We start from the raw sequence: 17,052 nt of genomic DNA, 5'->3' as shown, positions 1-17,052 counted from the left end.
TAATGTTTGAGCGATAAAAAACTCCTGAATAACCCTAAAGAACTCTCGATCGTCGCCGTTATTGATCATACGAAAGACGCGGTTCCCTAAAGCCGCGCGAGAAAGACCAAACTGATCGAGAGAGCCCGCAACGAAAAGTTGCGTGAAAACAAGAATGTTTCGGAGCGCACGGGGTAGGAGTGCGGGCCGTGGGAAGCCGCGTCCGCATCAGCAACGAGTCAAGCTGATCGTTGTATTGCTGGCCGCCGCGCCTATAGGCGCGAGTGCGGCGGGTATTGCTATTGACGGCGGAACTGCAACAACAGTTTCAACCGCAGCGAATGGTCATCAGACAGTCAATATCGCGCCGACAGTAGCCGGGGTTTCAAATAACACCTATAGCAGTTTCAATGTAAACACAGCCGGCGCTTCACTTAATAACGTCGGTATCAATGCTCGAACGATTGTCAATCAGGTAACAAGCACCAATCCCAGCGTTATTAGCGGGCGAATCGATGTGCTCGGCTCGCGTGCGAACGTGGTATTGGCCAATCCGAACGGCATTACGGTTAATGGCGGTTCATTCGTCAATACAGGCCGTGTCGCACTGACCACCGGGCACGTCAGTTTCAAGGACACCATTCCGGTAGCGGGAATTCCCGAACGCGACATCGTGCTCGACACCAGCACCGGGACGATCGTCGTCGGCCCGCAGGGATTGGCGAGCGCGCTAATCGGGCTCGATCTGATCGCAAAGAATGTGCAGATCAACGGGCCGCTCACCAACGGCTTCACGTCGCAGACCGCCTACGTGCGCGCCGTGGCCGGCAACAGCAATATCACGCTGAACACAGCGGTTTCGCCGAACGACAACAGCAACGACTGGCTCACGCTGAGTCCATCCACCAGCGCGGCCACGGCCAACTCATTCGCCATCGACATCACCGCCGCCGGCAGTCTGACGAGCGGCCGTGTGCAACTGATCGTCACCGACAAAGGCCCGGGCGTACGCAGCGCTGGGCCGATGAACGCGTCGCTCGGCGATTTCACGCTGTCGTCGAACGGGTCGGTGCAGTTCTCCAATACCACGCTGACGGCGCAGAACAACCTCGATCTGCAAGTGCAGGACAGCGTGACGTTGTCGGACACGAAGCTGAAAGCCAACGGTGGTTCGGCGACCTTGAGCGCGAGTGGCGCCGTCAGCCTGACGGGCAGCAGCGTGCTCGCCAATGCCGGCATCGACGTGAGCGGTGCGGGCATCGCGCTGGCGCAGGACGCCACGGCGCAATCGGTGATCGCTTCGGCCACCAGCGGCGTGGTGTTGACCAGCGCCGGCGATATCACCAACGTCGGTTCGCTGATACAAGGCCTGCAGAAGAACACCATCGATATCGCGTCGCTCGGCGCGGTCACGCTGAACGCCAGCGGCAATGTATTGAATCAGTCGACACCCACGGGCCTGCTCAGTGTTGTGTACGGCGCGAACGGCGATGTGTCCGTGACGGCCGGCGGCTCCGTGACGAATCAGAACGCGCGCATTCTGTCGAATCAGAACCTGACGATCACTGCGGGCGGCGACGTCGACAATATCGTCGATCATTCGAGCGGTGTGAATGGCGGCGCGCCGGTCAGCTATTCGGACCGTAGCTGGCGCCTGATTTTCGTCGAACATCGTGACGACGGTTTCAATGTCGACTACGGCGCACTCGCCGATCCGGACAAACTCTCCTACCTGAGCGCCAACGTCGGCAACGTGACGATTGCCGCGCAGAACGTTCACAACATCGGCGGTACGATTCTCGCGCAAATCGACCCGAAAAATCCGGCTGTCGGCGGTTCGATCTCGATCACCGCGCGCGACCAGTTGCTGACGCAGGCGATCTTCACCGGGCAGGCGTCGTTTCATCAAACGTGTTTCATCTTCTGCAGTTCGAGTTCGTCGAGCAACGTGCAGGGTTACGGCGGCGTGATCCAGGCGAACAATGACATCACGCTGAAGGCCGGCACGCAGATCACCAACACGGGCGGCCTCGTATCGGCGGAAGGCACGCTCAAACTCGACGCGCCCAAGACCCTCGCACAAGCCGTACTTGGCTACACCGCGCTCAACCGTACGCACGACCTCAAAGCATGGTTCGGCAACGCGTGGTCGGCGATTTTCGCGGCCGACACGGGCGGCCTGTTCATTGGCGGCAGCGGCCAGGTTGAACTGACCGGCGAGGCGGATATTGAAGGTGGCGCGTTCAACGCGCCTGGCGGCATCAAAGCCGCGGGCGGTGTGAACACGATTAGCGCGCCGTATCGCGCACCGGTCACGATCGGCAATCACAACCACCTCGGCCTCGTGTCGTGGTTCGGGCTATGAAGCAGGCTATGAAGCGCGCCATGACCCGAACCACGAAGCGCCGCGCGCCCCGGCTCGCGCGTTGCACGCTGGCGATACTCGCCGGCGCGGCAGCAGTGCGTGGGTTCGCGCAGACACCGCCGGGCTTGCCGAATGCGGCGGCATTGGGCGGCGTGCCCTTCGGTGCGCCCGTGCGCGCCGAACAGGATCCGGCGCAACGACTCCTGCAGGAGCAACGCGACCGTCAGCGGCGCGACGAAATCCAGCAGCCGCCCCCGCAGATCGAAGTGCAGCAGCCGACGGTGGTCAACCTGCCCGAAGGCGCGGATGTCGAAACGCTGCCCGACGTCGAACCGCTGTTCAAGATTGACCACATCGATTTCATAGGCGACACCGCGCTCGGCGCGAGCGAACTCGACAGGATCGCCGCACCGTTCATCGGCAAGCAGCTCGGCCGCAACCGGATCAACCTGCTGCTGCGCCGCGTGACCGAAGCGTTCATCGCACGCGGCTACATCACGACGCGTGCCTATCTCGGTGCGCAGAATCTCGCCTCCGGTACGCTGAAGATCAACATCGTCGACGGCAAGGTGTCGGCCTTCACGCTGAACGGCAAACCGCTGCGTCCGCGCGATCCGAACGAGCCGTGGTACACGACGCACGGCGGCGGCCTGCTGACCGATGCGGGCACCGCGTGGGCCTTCGGCGACAGCACAGGCGACGTGCTGCGCTTGCCTGATCTCGAACAAGGCGTCGACCAGATCAACCGGCTGCGCCGCAATCAGGCAGAGATCCAGATCATGCCGGGTGAGACGCCGGGCGACTCGGTGGTGGCGGTCACCAATCACTACGGCGACCGTGTTTTCTACGACCTCGGCATCGACAACTACGGCAGCTCGCAAACCGGCACGCTGCGCTATCGCGCGGGTGTCGAAGCGGACAACCTGATTGGTTTGCAGGAGTCTTTGTCGTTCAGCTACGTCGGCACGCAGGACAGCAACGCGGTGGTGTTTTCCGCGGCGGCGCCGTACGGCTATCAGACCTTTAGCTACACGACGTCGCTGTCTGAATACCAGCAGACCATCAGCGATGTCGCGCTGCTCCAGGGCCGCACATTCAGCCAGATTCTCGGCTGGAACGACGTGCTGACGCGCTCGCGCACCGGACGTACCAGCGTCGACATCACGCTCACCAAAATGCGCACGGAACGCAGCCTGAACGGCATCGACCTGGCGCCGCAGGACCTCACGGTGTTGCGAGTCGGCCTGAATGGTTTGCGCCGTTTCGTCGCGCAAGATCAGGCCGCGGCCGCGACGTGGGATGTCGGCGTTTCACAAGGCTTGCCGTGGCTCTCCGCGAGCCATGACGCACCCGATATCGACGAAGTCGATGCGCACAGCCAGTTCACCAAGCTCGATGCGACCGCCACGCTGCAGGTCGCGCTCGGCACGCTGGCCGGCACGCAATGGACCTATCGCGGCACGTTGCGCGGTCAGTACAGCCACGTCGCGATGTTCGGCAACGAGCAGATCTTCCTCGGCGGCATGGATTCCGTGCGCGGCTTTACCGAAGGCGGCATTGCCGGCGACAGCGGCTTCTATCTGCGCAACGAGGCCGCGTGGCAGAACGTGCCGGTCTGGCACGACGCACATCTCGAACCGTACGTCTTTATTGACGGCGGCAAATCGCATCTGGTCGCGCAGGGCGGCTGGCCGACACTCATGGGCACCGGCATCGGCGCACGCGCGCAATGGCGCTACAAAACACAAACCGTCACCAGCGAGGTGCTGCTTGGTCAGGCCTTGCTCCAACCCGCCGCACTTGGGAAAAAAGCCACCGTGCTGCTCGCCACACTCAACTGGTCACTCTGAAGAGGTTCATATGAAACATCGTCCGATCGCAGTCAGGATTCGCAACGCTACGTTGATCGCCACGCTCGGTTTTGCAGCCGGCTTGCTGCCCGCAGCGCATGCGGCCAACAAGCCCACGGCAAAACCTTCGGCCGACAAGGCAGCCGATGCCGCCGGCGGTACGCTGCCCGCCAACGGCGTGGCGCGCGTCAACAACGTCGTGATTACGCAGGACCAACTCGACCAGGCCGTGCATGCGCTGAACGTGCCGGATACGCCTGCGTTGCGTGCGTCGGTAAAGAATCAGTTGATCGCCCGTGAACTGTTCCGCCAGGCTGCCGAGAAGCAGCATTACGAATCGCGTCCGCAAGTCGTGGCCGCCGTCGAACAGGCGAAGACGGCTGCGATGACCGCCGCGTATCTGCGCGATCAGGTCAAGCCCGCAGCCGTCACCGATGCCGATGTGAAGGCGAAATACGACGCGATCGTCGCGACGCTTGGTGACAACGAATACAAACCGAGCGCAATCGCCGTGAAAGATACCGACACCGCGCAAACGGTGCTCACTCAACTGAAGAAGGGTACCGACTTCGCGCAACTCGCGAAGCAGTACAGCCAGGGCCCGGGCGCGGCGCAAGGCGGCGCAATGAACTGGGTTTCGTTCAAGACGCCGATTCAGCCGGGTAACACACAGAACTGGCCGCAGCCCCTCGCCGAAGCGCTCGTCAAGTTGCCGCAAGGCGGCGTGTCGAGTACGCCGGTGCAAATCGGCGACGCGTACTGGATTCTGCGCGTCGACGAAAAGCGCCCGACGCAGATTCCCCAATACGACCAGATCAAGGATGCGCTGCGCAAGCAGCTTGAACAGGTCGCGCTGGAGAAAGCCACGGCACAGGTCGTGGTCGATCTGATGAAGAACGCGCGGATTCAGCAGCAGTAACAACCTCGGTTTTAAAGAGGCGCAGCGGACGGGATGAAACCGCTGCAACGCCGTTTCGGGTGGGTCGCCCGGAACGGCGAAGAAGAAGTGCCGGAAATACAAGAAGAACCAGAAAAAGACGAGAGCACCATGGACGCGTCCACACGCAACGCTTTACGACAACTCGAGCAAAACCGTCAGGCACACGACGAGCGGCACGATCGCGGTATGCAGTCCGCGCGGCAGCGCTGGTCGGTGCCTATGCCTGCGCGTCCGTGTCGCGTGTGGCAGCGCGCGGTGTCGGCGCTGGTCGCGTTGACGCTGTTCGCCGGACCGCTCTCGATCACGTTTGAGCAAAGCCGCGACGCTGCCGGAGTGCTGGCTTCCGGCAGCCATCGTCTGGACGACGAAACATGGCAACGCATCATTGACCTGAGCGCCGTGCGTATCCGCTTTGCGATGCAAATGGTGCAGGCCGCGCCGATTGTCGATCCGACCGCACCGATTACGTTTCAACCGAAGATCACGCAGACTACCGGCGCGGGTGGCGGTGTGCCTGTCGTGAACATCACCGCGCCGAACGCGGCGGGGATTTCGCTCAACAAGTATCAGAGCTTCAACATCGATCCGGTCGGGCTGATTCTGAATAACAGCCTGATGGCCGGCACGTCGCTCACCGGCGGTGATTTGCAGGCGAATCCGAATCTCGTGGGCCGCACGGCGAGCGTGATTGTCAACCAGGTGACGTCGATGGGCGCCGCATATGCGAGCTTGCTCAACGGGCCACTCGAAGTGTTCGGGGCACCCGCAACTGTCATCATCGCGAATCCCAACGGCATTACGACCAACGGCACGGGGTTCACGAATACGATCGGCGTCACTTTGTCGACCGGTACGCCCCAATTTTTGAGCGACCTCAAAGGCACGGTTACCGACTTCGATAACGCGCAAGCGGTCGGTTATAGCGTGACCGGTGGCCATATTCAGATCGAAGGCAATGCGGGCGTGAATGGCCCCGGCGCCGGTATTGAAGGTACGGTCGGCACGATCGATCTGATCGGCGAAACCATCGGCATCAACGCACCTTTGTATGCCGGCTCGCGGATCAACGCGATTGCCGGGCGACAGTTCGTACTGCCGTCTGCGGTGAGCAGTAACGGCACCACGTATGCGATGTCCGCGAACGGTTCGGATAACTCCGCCAACGCGATCAATAGCACCAATGGCCACGCCAATAACGGTCTCGCCATCGACGCCACCGCGTTCGGCGCGATGACTGCCGGCCAGATCCAGGTGATCGGCACCGCAGCCGGCATGGGCGTGCGCACCGATGCGCAAATGGCGGCGAATACCGGCGATTTGCTGCTGTCGTCGAACGGCGATCTGACGGTGAACGGCTCGGCCGCGCAACAACAAGCCACGCTGCAGGCGAGCGGCAATCTGTCGATGACCGGCGCGCACGTCGGCATCAGCGGCTACACGATCAATGCGAACGGCGACGTCACGTCGACCGGCACGATTCAGACCGGCGGCAAGCTCGCGGTGACGGCGGGCGGCAACGTCAACGTGGCGAACGCGCAATCGAACGGCGACACGGCGGTCACGGGTGGCGCGAATGTCACGCTCAGCGACGTGCAGACCGGCGGCGCGCTCGCTGTGGCGGCGCAAGGCAACGACAGCACGGGCGACATCAACCTGAACGGCACCTCCGTGATGAGCGGCGCGACGAGCTTGCAGGCCGCGCGCGACATCAACGTGAACGGACAGACCAACGGCAGTACGTTGCAAGCGACAGCGCAGCGCAACGTCAACGTTAACGGCGCGTTGCAAACCTCGAGCGATCTCGGCTTGACCGCGACGCAAGGCAGCGTGACGAACAACGGAACCGTCAAGAGCGGTAACAATCTCGCGCTGACGTCCGGTCAGGACACGAGTGTGGTTGGGCAGGCCACTGCACAGAAAGCCGTGACGGTGACGGCAGGCCAGGACTTCTCAGTGAACGGATCGCTTGCAAGCGGCACGACGCTCGCTGCCAATGTCGCGCGCGATATCTCGGTAGCGGGTTCGTTGCTCGTTGGCACCGATGCGCAAGTGAGCGCGGGGCGCAACCTCGACGTTCCAGGCGTGGTCATCGTGCAGCAGGATGGCGTGTTCAATGCACAGAACAGTCTTACCGGCAGTGGGTCGGTGGCATTTGGCCAGAACGGCACGTTGACGACAGGACAGGACGTCGCGTTCACCGGCAAGCTGCTCGCCAATGGTCTGCAAGTGACGGCGGGCAACAACGCGAGTCTTGCGGATGTGCAGGCGGGTGGCGCGTTCAACGTCGTGGCGAACGGGATCACCGGCAATCCGGCCGGCGGCGGCGATGTGACGTTCAATGGCAATGCGGCTTCGGTTGGCGCTGCGAACGTGCAGGCGGCACGCGATGTGGTCGTTAATGGCACGCTGGCGGGTGGTTCGCAGGTCACGCTGACGGCACAGCGCAATGTTGCGGTGGCTGCGGCGGGCACCGTGCAGGCGGTTGGCGATCTGTCGGTCGCAGCGGTGAATGGCAGCGTGAATTCGAGCGGCACGTTGAACGGCGCGGCGAACCTCATCGTCAATGGCGCGCAGGATGTCGCATTGACGGGCGCGACGAGCGTAACCGGCGATACGACGCTGACGGCGGGGCATGACCTGACCATCGGCGGCACGCTGGCGGGGCAGGGGGCGGCGACGCTCAGCGCGGGGCACGACGTGATCGCGGGCGGTAGCAGCGGCTTCGTCAAGGATGTGAATGTCACGGCTGTGAACGATCTGTCGGTGACTGGCGCGTTGCAAGGCGCGGGCGTCTCGCTGACTGCAGGTCATTCGGTGGCGTTGAACAACGTGCAGGCGAACTCCGCGTTGCAGGTCGCGGCGAACGGCGGCACGCTGGCGGTCAACGGTCTGGTTGCATCGTTGTCGACGGCGTCGCTGACTTCGAGCGGCGATACGTCGATCAATGGCGCGTTGCAGAGTGCGAACGCATTGAACGTGACGAGCGGCGGCAACACGTTGATCGCCGGCGGCGTCGCATCGAATGGCAACGTTACGCTGACAAATGCGGCGGGCTCGCTGACGAGTACCGGCAACATCCAGTCAGGCGACAACCTGCTGATCAATGCGGCGCAATCGGTCGACCTCGGTACGCAGGGTACTTCCGCGCTTGGCGATCTGACCGTCAACGCCGGCCAGAATCTGACGATGAACGGTTCGGTGGTTGCGCAAGGCAACGGCACGTTGACGGCCGGCGGTGCGATTGCAGGCGCGGCGACCAACGCGTTCGGCCTCGCGGCGAACGTGAGCTCCGGCGGTGATACGAACCTGACCGGTTCGCTGCGCGGCGGCACGGTGCAGACGAATGCGGGCGGCTCTGCAACGTTGCATGACGTGCAGGCGGCGTCGAGCCTCGCGCTTGCGGCGACTCAGGATCTGAACATCACCGGTGCGGTCACTGGCGGTGCAGGGGTTACGGTAAACGCCGGTCAGAACATCGGCATCAGCGGATCGATTCAATCGGCCAACGACACCACGCTGACCGCGCAGAACGGCAATGTCGGTTCGACGGGCACGATCGCGAGCAATGGCGCGTTCAACGTGCAGGCTGGCACCGACATCAACCTTGGCGGCACGACCACCGCTGCACTCGATACGACGCTCAACGCAGCGCGCGACGTCAACGTGACCGGCATGCTTGCCGGGCAGGGGCAAGGCATCGTCACGGCGGGTCGTGACATAGGCGGCGCGGGCACGATGACTCTCACGCAGGCGGCCACGCTGACTGCGGGCCGCGATGTGGCGCAAGGCGGGTTGATTCAGGGCCAGGCGGTTCAGGTGACCGCGGCGGGGAACATCGGCGTCAACAACGTCGAATCCGCCAGCACCGTCACGTTGGACGCGAACGGCACGAATACGGCTAATGGCCCAGGCAATCTCACGGTCAACGGTTCCGTTGCCGCAGCGGGTGCTGTGACGGCGACGGCGCAAAACGATGTGACCGTGGCGGCGACGGGCAAGATCGCCACTGGCACGACCGTCGGCATTAACGCGCAACACGATATCAACGTCGCAGGGGCTGTCGAGTCGGTCGGCGATGCGGGGCTCAATGCGCAGCAAGGCAGTTTGAATGCGACGGGCGGTATCAATAGTGGCGGCAAACTGAACATCACGACGGGTCTCGATCTGTCGCTCGGCGCGAGCACGAGTGCGGTTGGCGACGCAACGTTAAATGCGGGCCGCGATGCGCTGTTGAACGGTTTGCTGATCGGCCAGGCGAACGGCTTTGTGATGGCGGGCCGCGATATCGGCGGTGCCGGCACGCAAGCGTTTACGCAGGCGGCGAACTACACGGCGCAGCGCGACATCGCGCTGACCGGTGGCGTGCAGGCGAACGTTATCAATGCGCTGGGTGGCAATAGCGCCACGCTGCACGACGTCAATTCGGCGACGACCTTGACGCTCACTGCAAACGGCAATGCAGGCGGTGGCGATGCGGCGATCATGGGCACGGCGACTGCGCCCGGTTTGGTCACGTTAAGCGGGGCGCGCGACGTGCTGGTCAGCGGCTCGTTGACTACCGGCGATCCGTTGACGCTTGCTGCACAACGCAACGTGACGGTGAACGGTACGGTACAAACCACTGCGGGGGATCTCACTGCTACGGCGGCGACCGGCAGCATTGCACTGACTGGCACTACGACGACATCGGGCGCATTGAACCTCACGTCCGCGCTCGATACGCAACTCGGCGGCACGATCAACGCGGCCAAGGATGTGACCGTGCAGACGGGCCGCGACATCATGCTGACCGGTGCGCTCGCGGGTCAACTCGGCGGTACCTTGACGGCATCGCACGACATCAACGGTGCGGGCACGGCGGCGTTTGCTCAGGCGGCGACGCTGAATGCTTCGCACGACATGGCATTGACCGGCGCGCTGCAAGGCGCGAGCGTCACGGTGACGGGTGGCAACAACGCGGGCCTGGGCAGCGTGCAGGCGGTGACCGGCAATCTTGCCGTGACCGCAAACGGTAATGCGGGCGGTGGTGACGTGACGCTCGGCGGCACGGCTACGGCACTCAGTACGCTGGTGCTACAGGCGGCACGTGATGTCGGCGTGGGCGGTGCGATCAACACAGGCGGCACGACGACGATCGATGCCGCGCGCAATATCACGCTCGCCGACGTTAACTCGGCGGGTGACCTGGCGCTTACGGCGACCAGCGGCAACGCGAGCGCAGCGAATGTCACAACGCAAGGCAATCTGAATGCGAACGTGGGCCAGACGCTGACGTTCTCCGGCGCGACGACGGTGGGCGGCAATGCGCAACTCACGTCGGGCGGCGACATGACGCTGACGGGCGGCATCGGCGCGCAGAACGTGGGCACGTTGGCGGCCGGCGGTTCGATTAGTGCGGGCTCTGTAGCTTTTGGCCAGCAGGCGACATTGAACGCGGGCGGCAGCATCGGCGTGACCGGCGGTGTATTAACGAACGGCGCATTGAATGCGACGGCGGGCAATGACCTCTCGATGGGTTCAGCGCAAGCCGGCGGCGCGATTGCGTTGCAGGCGCAAGGACACAACGGCGCAGGCGACGTGAATGTGGGTGGCACGCTCGCGTCCGGCTCGGCGGTCAGCGTGACGGCTGCACGCGATGCGACCATCATCGGCAACGCTTCGGCTACTGACAAGCTCACCGTGACGGCGGGCCGTAACCTGACGGCAAGCAGTACTGTCGGTGCGAATTCCGATGTGACGCTGACTGCGACGGGCGGCAACCTGAGCGTCGGCGGTGCGGTGACCAGTCAGGGAAATTTGAAGGCAACTTCGGGCGGCACGCTGGCGCTGAATGGTGAACTCGTCAACGGCGATACGACGCTAACCTCGGGCGGTACCACGACGTTGACCGGCGCGTTCCTCGGCCTCGGTCTCGCGACGATCAACGCGGGCGGTTCGGTGAGCGGTGGCGGTGCGTTGACGTTCGGCAAGGACATCACGATCGGCGCGGGCGCAGGCATCACGCTCGGCGGGATTCAGGGTGCGGGACTGTTTACGGCGACGTCGGTCGGCGATATGTCGCTCGGCGCGACGACGGCGGTGGGTAATGTCACCGCTAGGTCGACGAGCGGCAGTGTGACTTTTGGTGGCGACTTGCAGTCCGGTGGCAACGTTGCGATTCAGGCCGCGCGGGATGCGAAGGTGACGGGCGCGGTGTCGTCGATGGGCACGGTGAATGTCACGGGGATGCAGGGCAACGTCACAGTGGCCGGCGTGTCGTCGAACGGCGATACGACGATGAGCGCAGGACAGACGCTCACGTTGAGCGGCACGAGCACGGTCGCGGGGCAGTTTACGTTGAGCGGCGGCAACGTCACGTTGAGTGGCTCGCAAGGTGGGTCGAAGAACGTCTCGGTGACTGCGCAAGGGACGCTCGACGCGAGTAAGGCGTCGATGGTGTCGACTGGGAACATGCAGTTCAGCGGTACGAATGTGACGCTGGGGACGGCGATTGTCGGTGGGGCGTTGACGGCGACGGCTTCGAATCAGCTGTCGCTGGTTGGGTCGGCGGTGGATGTGGTTGGGGCCGCTACGCTGACTTCGGGGAATGGGTTTTATAACGCGAGCAATGTGTTGGCGGGTGGCAACCTCTTCGTATCGGCGCCCAATGTGACAAACGCGTCAAGCGGAACGCTCGCATCGACCAGCACGACGACCGTCAACGCGACGAACTTCACAAACGCGGGTCTCGTCAACGGCGCGACGACCAACATCAACGTAGCAGGCGGTCTCACGAACGTCGGCGGCACGTTGATGGGGGTGAACGCGCTCAACATCAACACGGGCTCGTTGAATAATCAGAACGGCCTCATATTCGCGGGCAACGTTGGGGCATCGAGCGGACCCGCAACTGGCAATCTGTCTCTGACGGTCAATGGCGGTGACGGAGCGTTCAACAACGCAGGCGGCCAGCTGTTGGCCATACAGAACGCTTCAGTGTCTGCAGTGAATATGTCCTTCGACGGGTCGACGCAGGGTGGCATCAGTGCGGGAAATACGCTTTCATTGACTGTTGGTTCGATGGCGCTTTCGAGTAACTGGAACCTGACTGCAGGCAACGTAAATATCAACGCGCTCCAGGGATTCTCGAACTCGGCTGTAATGAACTCGACCGGCTCGTTGAGTATTTCGAGTAATGGCACCATCAGCAACAATGGTCAGCTCATCAGCGGCGGCGACCTGGGTTTGAACGGCACGCTGTGGAATGCCGCTGGTGCAGTGGCCCATGCCGGCAACAACCTCAATCTGTCGGGAAGCGTGACGAACCGCGGCACGCTCGAAAGCGCGGGCAACCTGAATTTTAACGGCGGTGGTAACTACGACAATCAGTACGGTACGACCCAGGCGAATGGCAGCATCGCACTGAATACGGGTGCGACTGTTTACAACACCGTTGGGACAATTACAGCCGGCGGCAATATCAGCATTAATGCAGGCGCCGTGATTAATGACGCGCTGCAGGGGCCGACGCAAACGTCGACACAACTGGTTGGTGCATCGGCGGACCCAGATCTAGTGACGAAGATCGTTGTGGGAACGTTGAATGGCTGGTACTGCCAGAACAGCCAGGGTGACTGTTATCTGTATCAGTTTTCGGGGACAGCCACGATCGATTCGCTCAAGCCGGACGTCGCCAACGGAGACGTCGATGTTCGCACGGGTGGAAGCATATGCTATGGCGATGCCAGTGCTTGTCAGAACGTAGAGGTTGGCAACACGCAATCGGGCGATCACCAGTATATTTCCCTGCCGGGAATCGATCGGACAACTACCGCACCCGGTTCGGTGTCGCCTGGCGTGATTGCCGCCGGTGGTAACGTCAATATCACAGCGGGCACGCTGTCGAACGCCGGCAGCACAATCTCCGCCGGACTCGACGTTAACCTGAACTTGCAGTCGCTCAACAACGCGCCGGTGAGCAATGCCACCGCGACGATTGTCGATACTGTCGACAAGGCGCAGCTCGATGCATTCATGGCGCAAATGAATGCGATCGGGATGGTCGGGATTTACGGAACCGTAAGCGTCGGCATATCTGGGACAGTGGTGCCGGAGACGACCGTTTCGTTTAACCCGAGTGCGACTGTCCCGCCAAGCGTTACCAGTACGACCACGACGTTCGGTTCGCAAGGGGAGATCGTAGCCGGGCGGAACATGACCTTGTCGGGCGGCAATCTCGTCAACGGTGGATTGCTCTATGCCGGCAACAATTTCAACGCCAGCGGGGCGCAGTCGTTTAGCAACCAGGGCCAATACAATTCGGTCTCGACGACGCAGCCCAGCAACGCCATGCAGGGTGGCAATCCCAACACAACTACCTTCTCATATGCCCAGCAGAGCGCCACGGTGTTCGCAGGCAACGACCTGGTCATTGCCGCCGGTCAGATCAACAACACGTATGGCAGTCTCCTTGCGGGCCACAACATTGTCATCGGCGGGGTAGGAACCACAGCGAGTTCGACTACTCCGGCTGGCAGCCTGAACAACACGTCAGGCAACATCGTCGCGGGCAACGACATCACGCTTAATGTATCGGGCGCAATCACAAATAATCTGCCGCCGCCTGTACCCGTTCACCAGAACTACGGCACAACGGAGCAGTACAACGGCTGCATGACAGCCGGTGGCTACAAGGAAAGCTACTGCGAAGGCTATGTCGATCAGCAAACGGGTAACTCGTCGGTCATTAGCGCCGGCAACAACCTGCAGATCAATGCGGGCAGCCTGACCAACATCGGCAGCCTGATCACAGCCGGCACTAGCGCGTCGATCAACGTTGCCGGCCCGGTGGTGAACGAGGCCCAGACGCTGAATGCCTACTGGCACTCGCACTGGGTGCAGGAGACTGGCGACTTCAGCCCCGATAAGCGTCACGACGTCTGGGCCTGTGGTTCAGTGGCCGAGTGCACCGCGCTCTATGGAAGCGCATATACGAGCGCGGGAGGCACGATCGATCCACCGACGCCGGTGGGCAACATCGCCGCGACGATCCAGGCGCCGAATCTGTCGATTACGTCGAACGGAGAGATTCAGAACGTCGGCAACGTGATCGGCACGTCAGTCTCGTTGACCGGGCAGAAACTCATCAACGGCATAACCACGGCGAACACTTATACGCCGCGTGTGAATGCGCCGTCGCAGGTCATTTCGTTGAGCATGGTGAACCTGCCGGGGTTGAACCTGTCGACGCCGCGCTCGGTCGGCGCGCCGTTGCCCACACCGGTGGCAGGCAAGGCGTCATACGTTACCGGTTCGCTGGATGGTTCGACGTTGGGTTCGATGGGGCCGCAAAGCCTGTTACAAAACCTGCCGCCGAGCCTGCAACCGTCCTCGACGCTGTTCTATTACGACCCGCAGGCGGAAGATCTGATGCTGCAGCAAGCGGCGCTGCAGCAGACCGGGCAGGCGAGCTTCGTGAGCGGGCTGACTTACGACAGCACACATAACCTGTCGGTCACCGATCAGGAAAAGGCGATCCTCTATCAGAACGCCATTGACTACGCAAAGCAAAACAATCTGCAGCTTGGCGACGCGCTCTCGCAAACGCAAATCAATGCACTGACCGAGCCAATGCTGTGGTACGTCCAGCAGTCAGTGCCCGATCCGGGGTGTATCTCGACGGGTGTGGTTACGTGCCCGACCGTTAGCGCGCTGATGCCGCAGGTCTACTTGCCGCCGAACTGGAGTGCGATGGCGGCGGGCGGAAATATCACCGGTCAGAACGTCACGCTCAATTTCAACCAGGATGGGCAGGGAAGCATTCTTAACACCGGCAACATTGCGGCTTCGAACACGCTGACGGTCAATACCGGCACGCTGACCAACCAGGCGAATCAGGTCAACGTGGGAGATATCTGGCAGTACATCGCGGCTACCGGATACGAAAAGACGAGCGGCACTGAGGTCCAGCCGGGCGGGTTCATGAGCGCGGCTGACATGAACCTGAACGTGCAGACGCTCAACCAGATTGGTGGCGCGTTGCAATTGCTGGGTAGCGACACAACGGTCGAGCAGACCGGCACGCAGCAGTTGCTGGCCAGTTTGCAACAGCAACTCGGGACCAACTTCACGCAGACGACGGTTACCGACCACCTCGATACGAGCTTTACCGCAATGGGCGGGTTTGGGGCCGCAGATATCGTAGGAATGGCCTTCGCCGTGGTCGTCTCGATCATGACGGCTGGGGCGGCGAGTGCGGCCATTGGGGCAACGCTCGGCTCAGCTGGCGGTACCTTTGCAGCAGGCACGGCGGCAACCGCAGCAACGACAACAACGGCGGCTGCAGCAGCTACGACAGCGGGACTGGGTAACATCGCGCTGTCGGCTGCTATGGCCGGGTTCACGTCGAGCATCGCCTCGCAGCTGACAATGACCGGCAGCCTGAATTGGGGCAGTGCGTTCGAAGTGGCTGGCGTGGCAGGTATCACGGCAGGATTGACGAATGGCATTACTTACAACTCGGACAATGGATTTGGCTTTACGACGGGACCGTTGACGGTCGGCGGACCGACGAGCTCGCTTGCGAACCTCGCCGGTGTCAATCCATTAGCCGGTACTAATGTAGGCCAGGCGAGTGCTTCTACCGCGACGACGCTTGAAACGCGCGCGCTTGCCATGCTGGGTGAGGCCGGGATCTCGGCGGGGGTGGGTACAGCGATTGAAGGCGGCAGCTTTGGTACTGCGTTCAAGGATGCACTGACGCAGGAAGTGGCGGCGGCGGGGGCCTTTGCGATTGGCGACACGACAACGCCGCTTTCCATTCAGAACATTCTTGAGCACGCGGCGCTGGGGTGCGCAGCTAGTGCGCTGAGTGGGACGGGATGCGCTGGCGGTGCGATTGGGGCCGTAACCAGTGCGGTCGTTTCTCCGCTAGCGATCTTGGCCATGGATCCGACTGGAGCGGCGCTACCTCCTGACCAGGCCGCGGTGGTGACCGCGCTGTCAATTCTGACCGGCGGCGTTGCGGCTGGACTGGCTGGTGCCGACGCGCAAGCCGGCGCAACGTGGGCTGAAAATGAGGCTACTAACAATTCGGAAGACCACACGGCAGAAATAGCCAAGGCTTGTCTGCAGAGCTCGTTCTGTCGCGCGATCTTGCCCATGCCGCTTCAGCTTGCTGTAGCTGCTTACGCGGCAAGTGCTACCGGTGGATCGACTAACGATTCCAAGAGCGATCTTCCCCAGTTGCCCGACAGCCCGAGCGATAACGACGACGATCTAAGCGGTGGATCTCAGGGGCAGCGGGCCGGCGGATTTACGTTTACTAGCGGTGTGCCGGTTCCTATATGCCCCATACCTGGGCAGCCTTGTACTATGGTCGTGATGCCTGTGCCTTCGTTCTCGTTGCCGAACTCTGGCGCGATATTTTCTACAGGAAGCGGGAACGATAGTGGTACGAGCGACAATTCCAGCAAAAATGCAAGTAACGGGACGACAAACGCAGGGGGAAATGGCTCTGTCCAGACGGAAGCCACAAATACCTCAACCGGTCCACAAAATCTCGGGAACAATGTTCAGTTGTATCCCGATGGAAGTCTCAGAACGCCGGATGGAAAGTTTGCGAGTGCCGCAGGAAGCCCACCACCTGGGACAACAGCCGCGTCACAGTTCGCGAATTTCCTGAGCGGCAACGGCATTGATGTGGTGGGGCAGGAGGTGGTGGTCAACGGTCCGCTTGGACCTCGACGTTACGATATTGTTACGCAGGATGCGAATGGCACTTTGCATGGAATCGAAGTAAAAAGCGGTGGCGCGTCCCCCACTACGTACCAACAATTTGTGGATCAGTTCGTAAACCTGTTTGGTGCTACAGGCGCAGGACGATTCGCCGGAAAGAGCGTGAGCAGCGTGACGACAGTGTATGTTCCGTGAGAGGCACA

4 protein-coding genes are annotated in these 17,052 nt (G+C 61.9%); all 4 read left to right on the top strand.

The window, feature by feature from the left end:
• The first annotated feature begins 154 nt into the window (after nt 1–154).
• The 4 genes from PQQ86_RS37650 to PQQ86_RS37635 all read left to right on the top strand — a co-directional run bounded on the left by PQQ86_RS37650 (nt 155) and on the right by PQQ86_RS37635 (nt 17,044).
• Nucleotides 155–2,344: a two-partner secretion domain-containing protein gene (locus PQQ86_RS37650; protein WP_408279016.1), complete on the top strand. Its 2,190-nt coding sequence runs from the start codon at nt 155–157 to the stop codon at nt 2,342–2,344.
• Nucleotides 2,345–2,364: 20 nt separating this feature from the next.
• Entirely contained in the window at nt 2,365–4,194 is a 1,830-nt protein-coding gene (locus PQQ86_RS37645; RefSeq protein ID WP_408279013.1) for a ShlB/FhaC/HecB family hemolysin secretion/activation protein, read from the top strand.
• 10 nt (nt 4,195–4,204) lie between these two features.
• Nucleotides 4,205–5,113, top strand: coding sequence for a peptidylprolyl isomerase (locus tag PQQ86_RS37640; RefSeq protein WP_408279011.1), 909 nt, complete (start codon nt 4,205–4,207; stop codon nt 5,111–5,113).
• A 129-nt stretch (nt 5,114–5,242) separates the two neighbouring features.
• The gene (locus tag PQQ86_RS37635; RefSeq protein WP_408279008.1) at nt 5,243–17,044 is read left to right on the top strand and encodes a two-partner secretion domain-containing protein; all 11,802 of its coding nucleotides are present in this window, start codon (nt 5,243–5,245) and stop codon (nt 17,042–17,044) included.
• Nucleotides 17,045–17,052 lie beyond the last annotated feature (8 nt).

Origin of the sequence: Paraburkholderia sediminicola (genome assembly GCF_046026675.1) — a bacterium.
In the GTDB taxonomy this organism is placed as follows: Bacteria; Pseudomonadota; Gammaproteobacteria; order Burkholderiales; family Burkholderiaceae; genus Paraburkholderia; species Paraburkholderia sediminicola_F.
This window is presented reverse-complemented; position numbering and strand designations above follow the sequence as displayed.

What these genes read in the sequence shown, in the direction of transcription:
- PQQ86_RS37650 (WP_408279016.1), top strand. Translation starts at nt 155, where the DNA reads ATGTTTCGGAGCGCACGGGGTAGGAGTGCGGGCCGTGGGAAGCCGCGT.
- PQQ86_RS37645 (WP_408279013.1), top strand. Translation starts at nt 2,365, where the DNA reads ATGACCCGAACCACGAAGCGCCGCGCGCCCCGGCTCGCGCGTTGCACG.
- PQQ86_RS37640 (WP_408279011.1), top strand. Translation starts at nt 4,205, where the DNA reads ATGAAACATCGTCCGATCGCAGTCAGGATTCGCAACGCTACGTTGATC.
- PQQ86_RS37635 (WP_408279008.1), top strand. Translation starts at nt 5,243, where the DNA reads ATGGACGCGTCCACACGCAACGCTTTACGACAACTCGAGCAAAACCGT.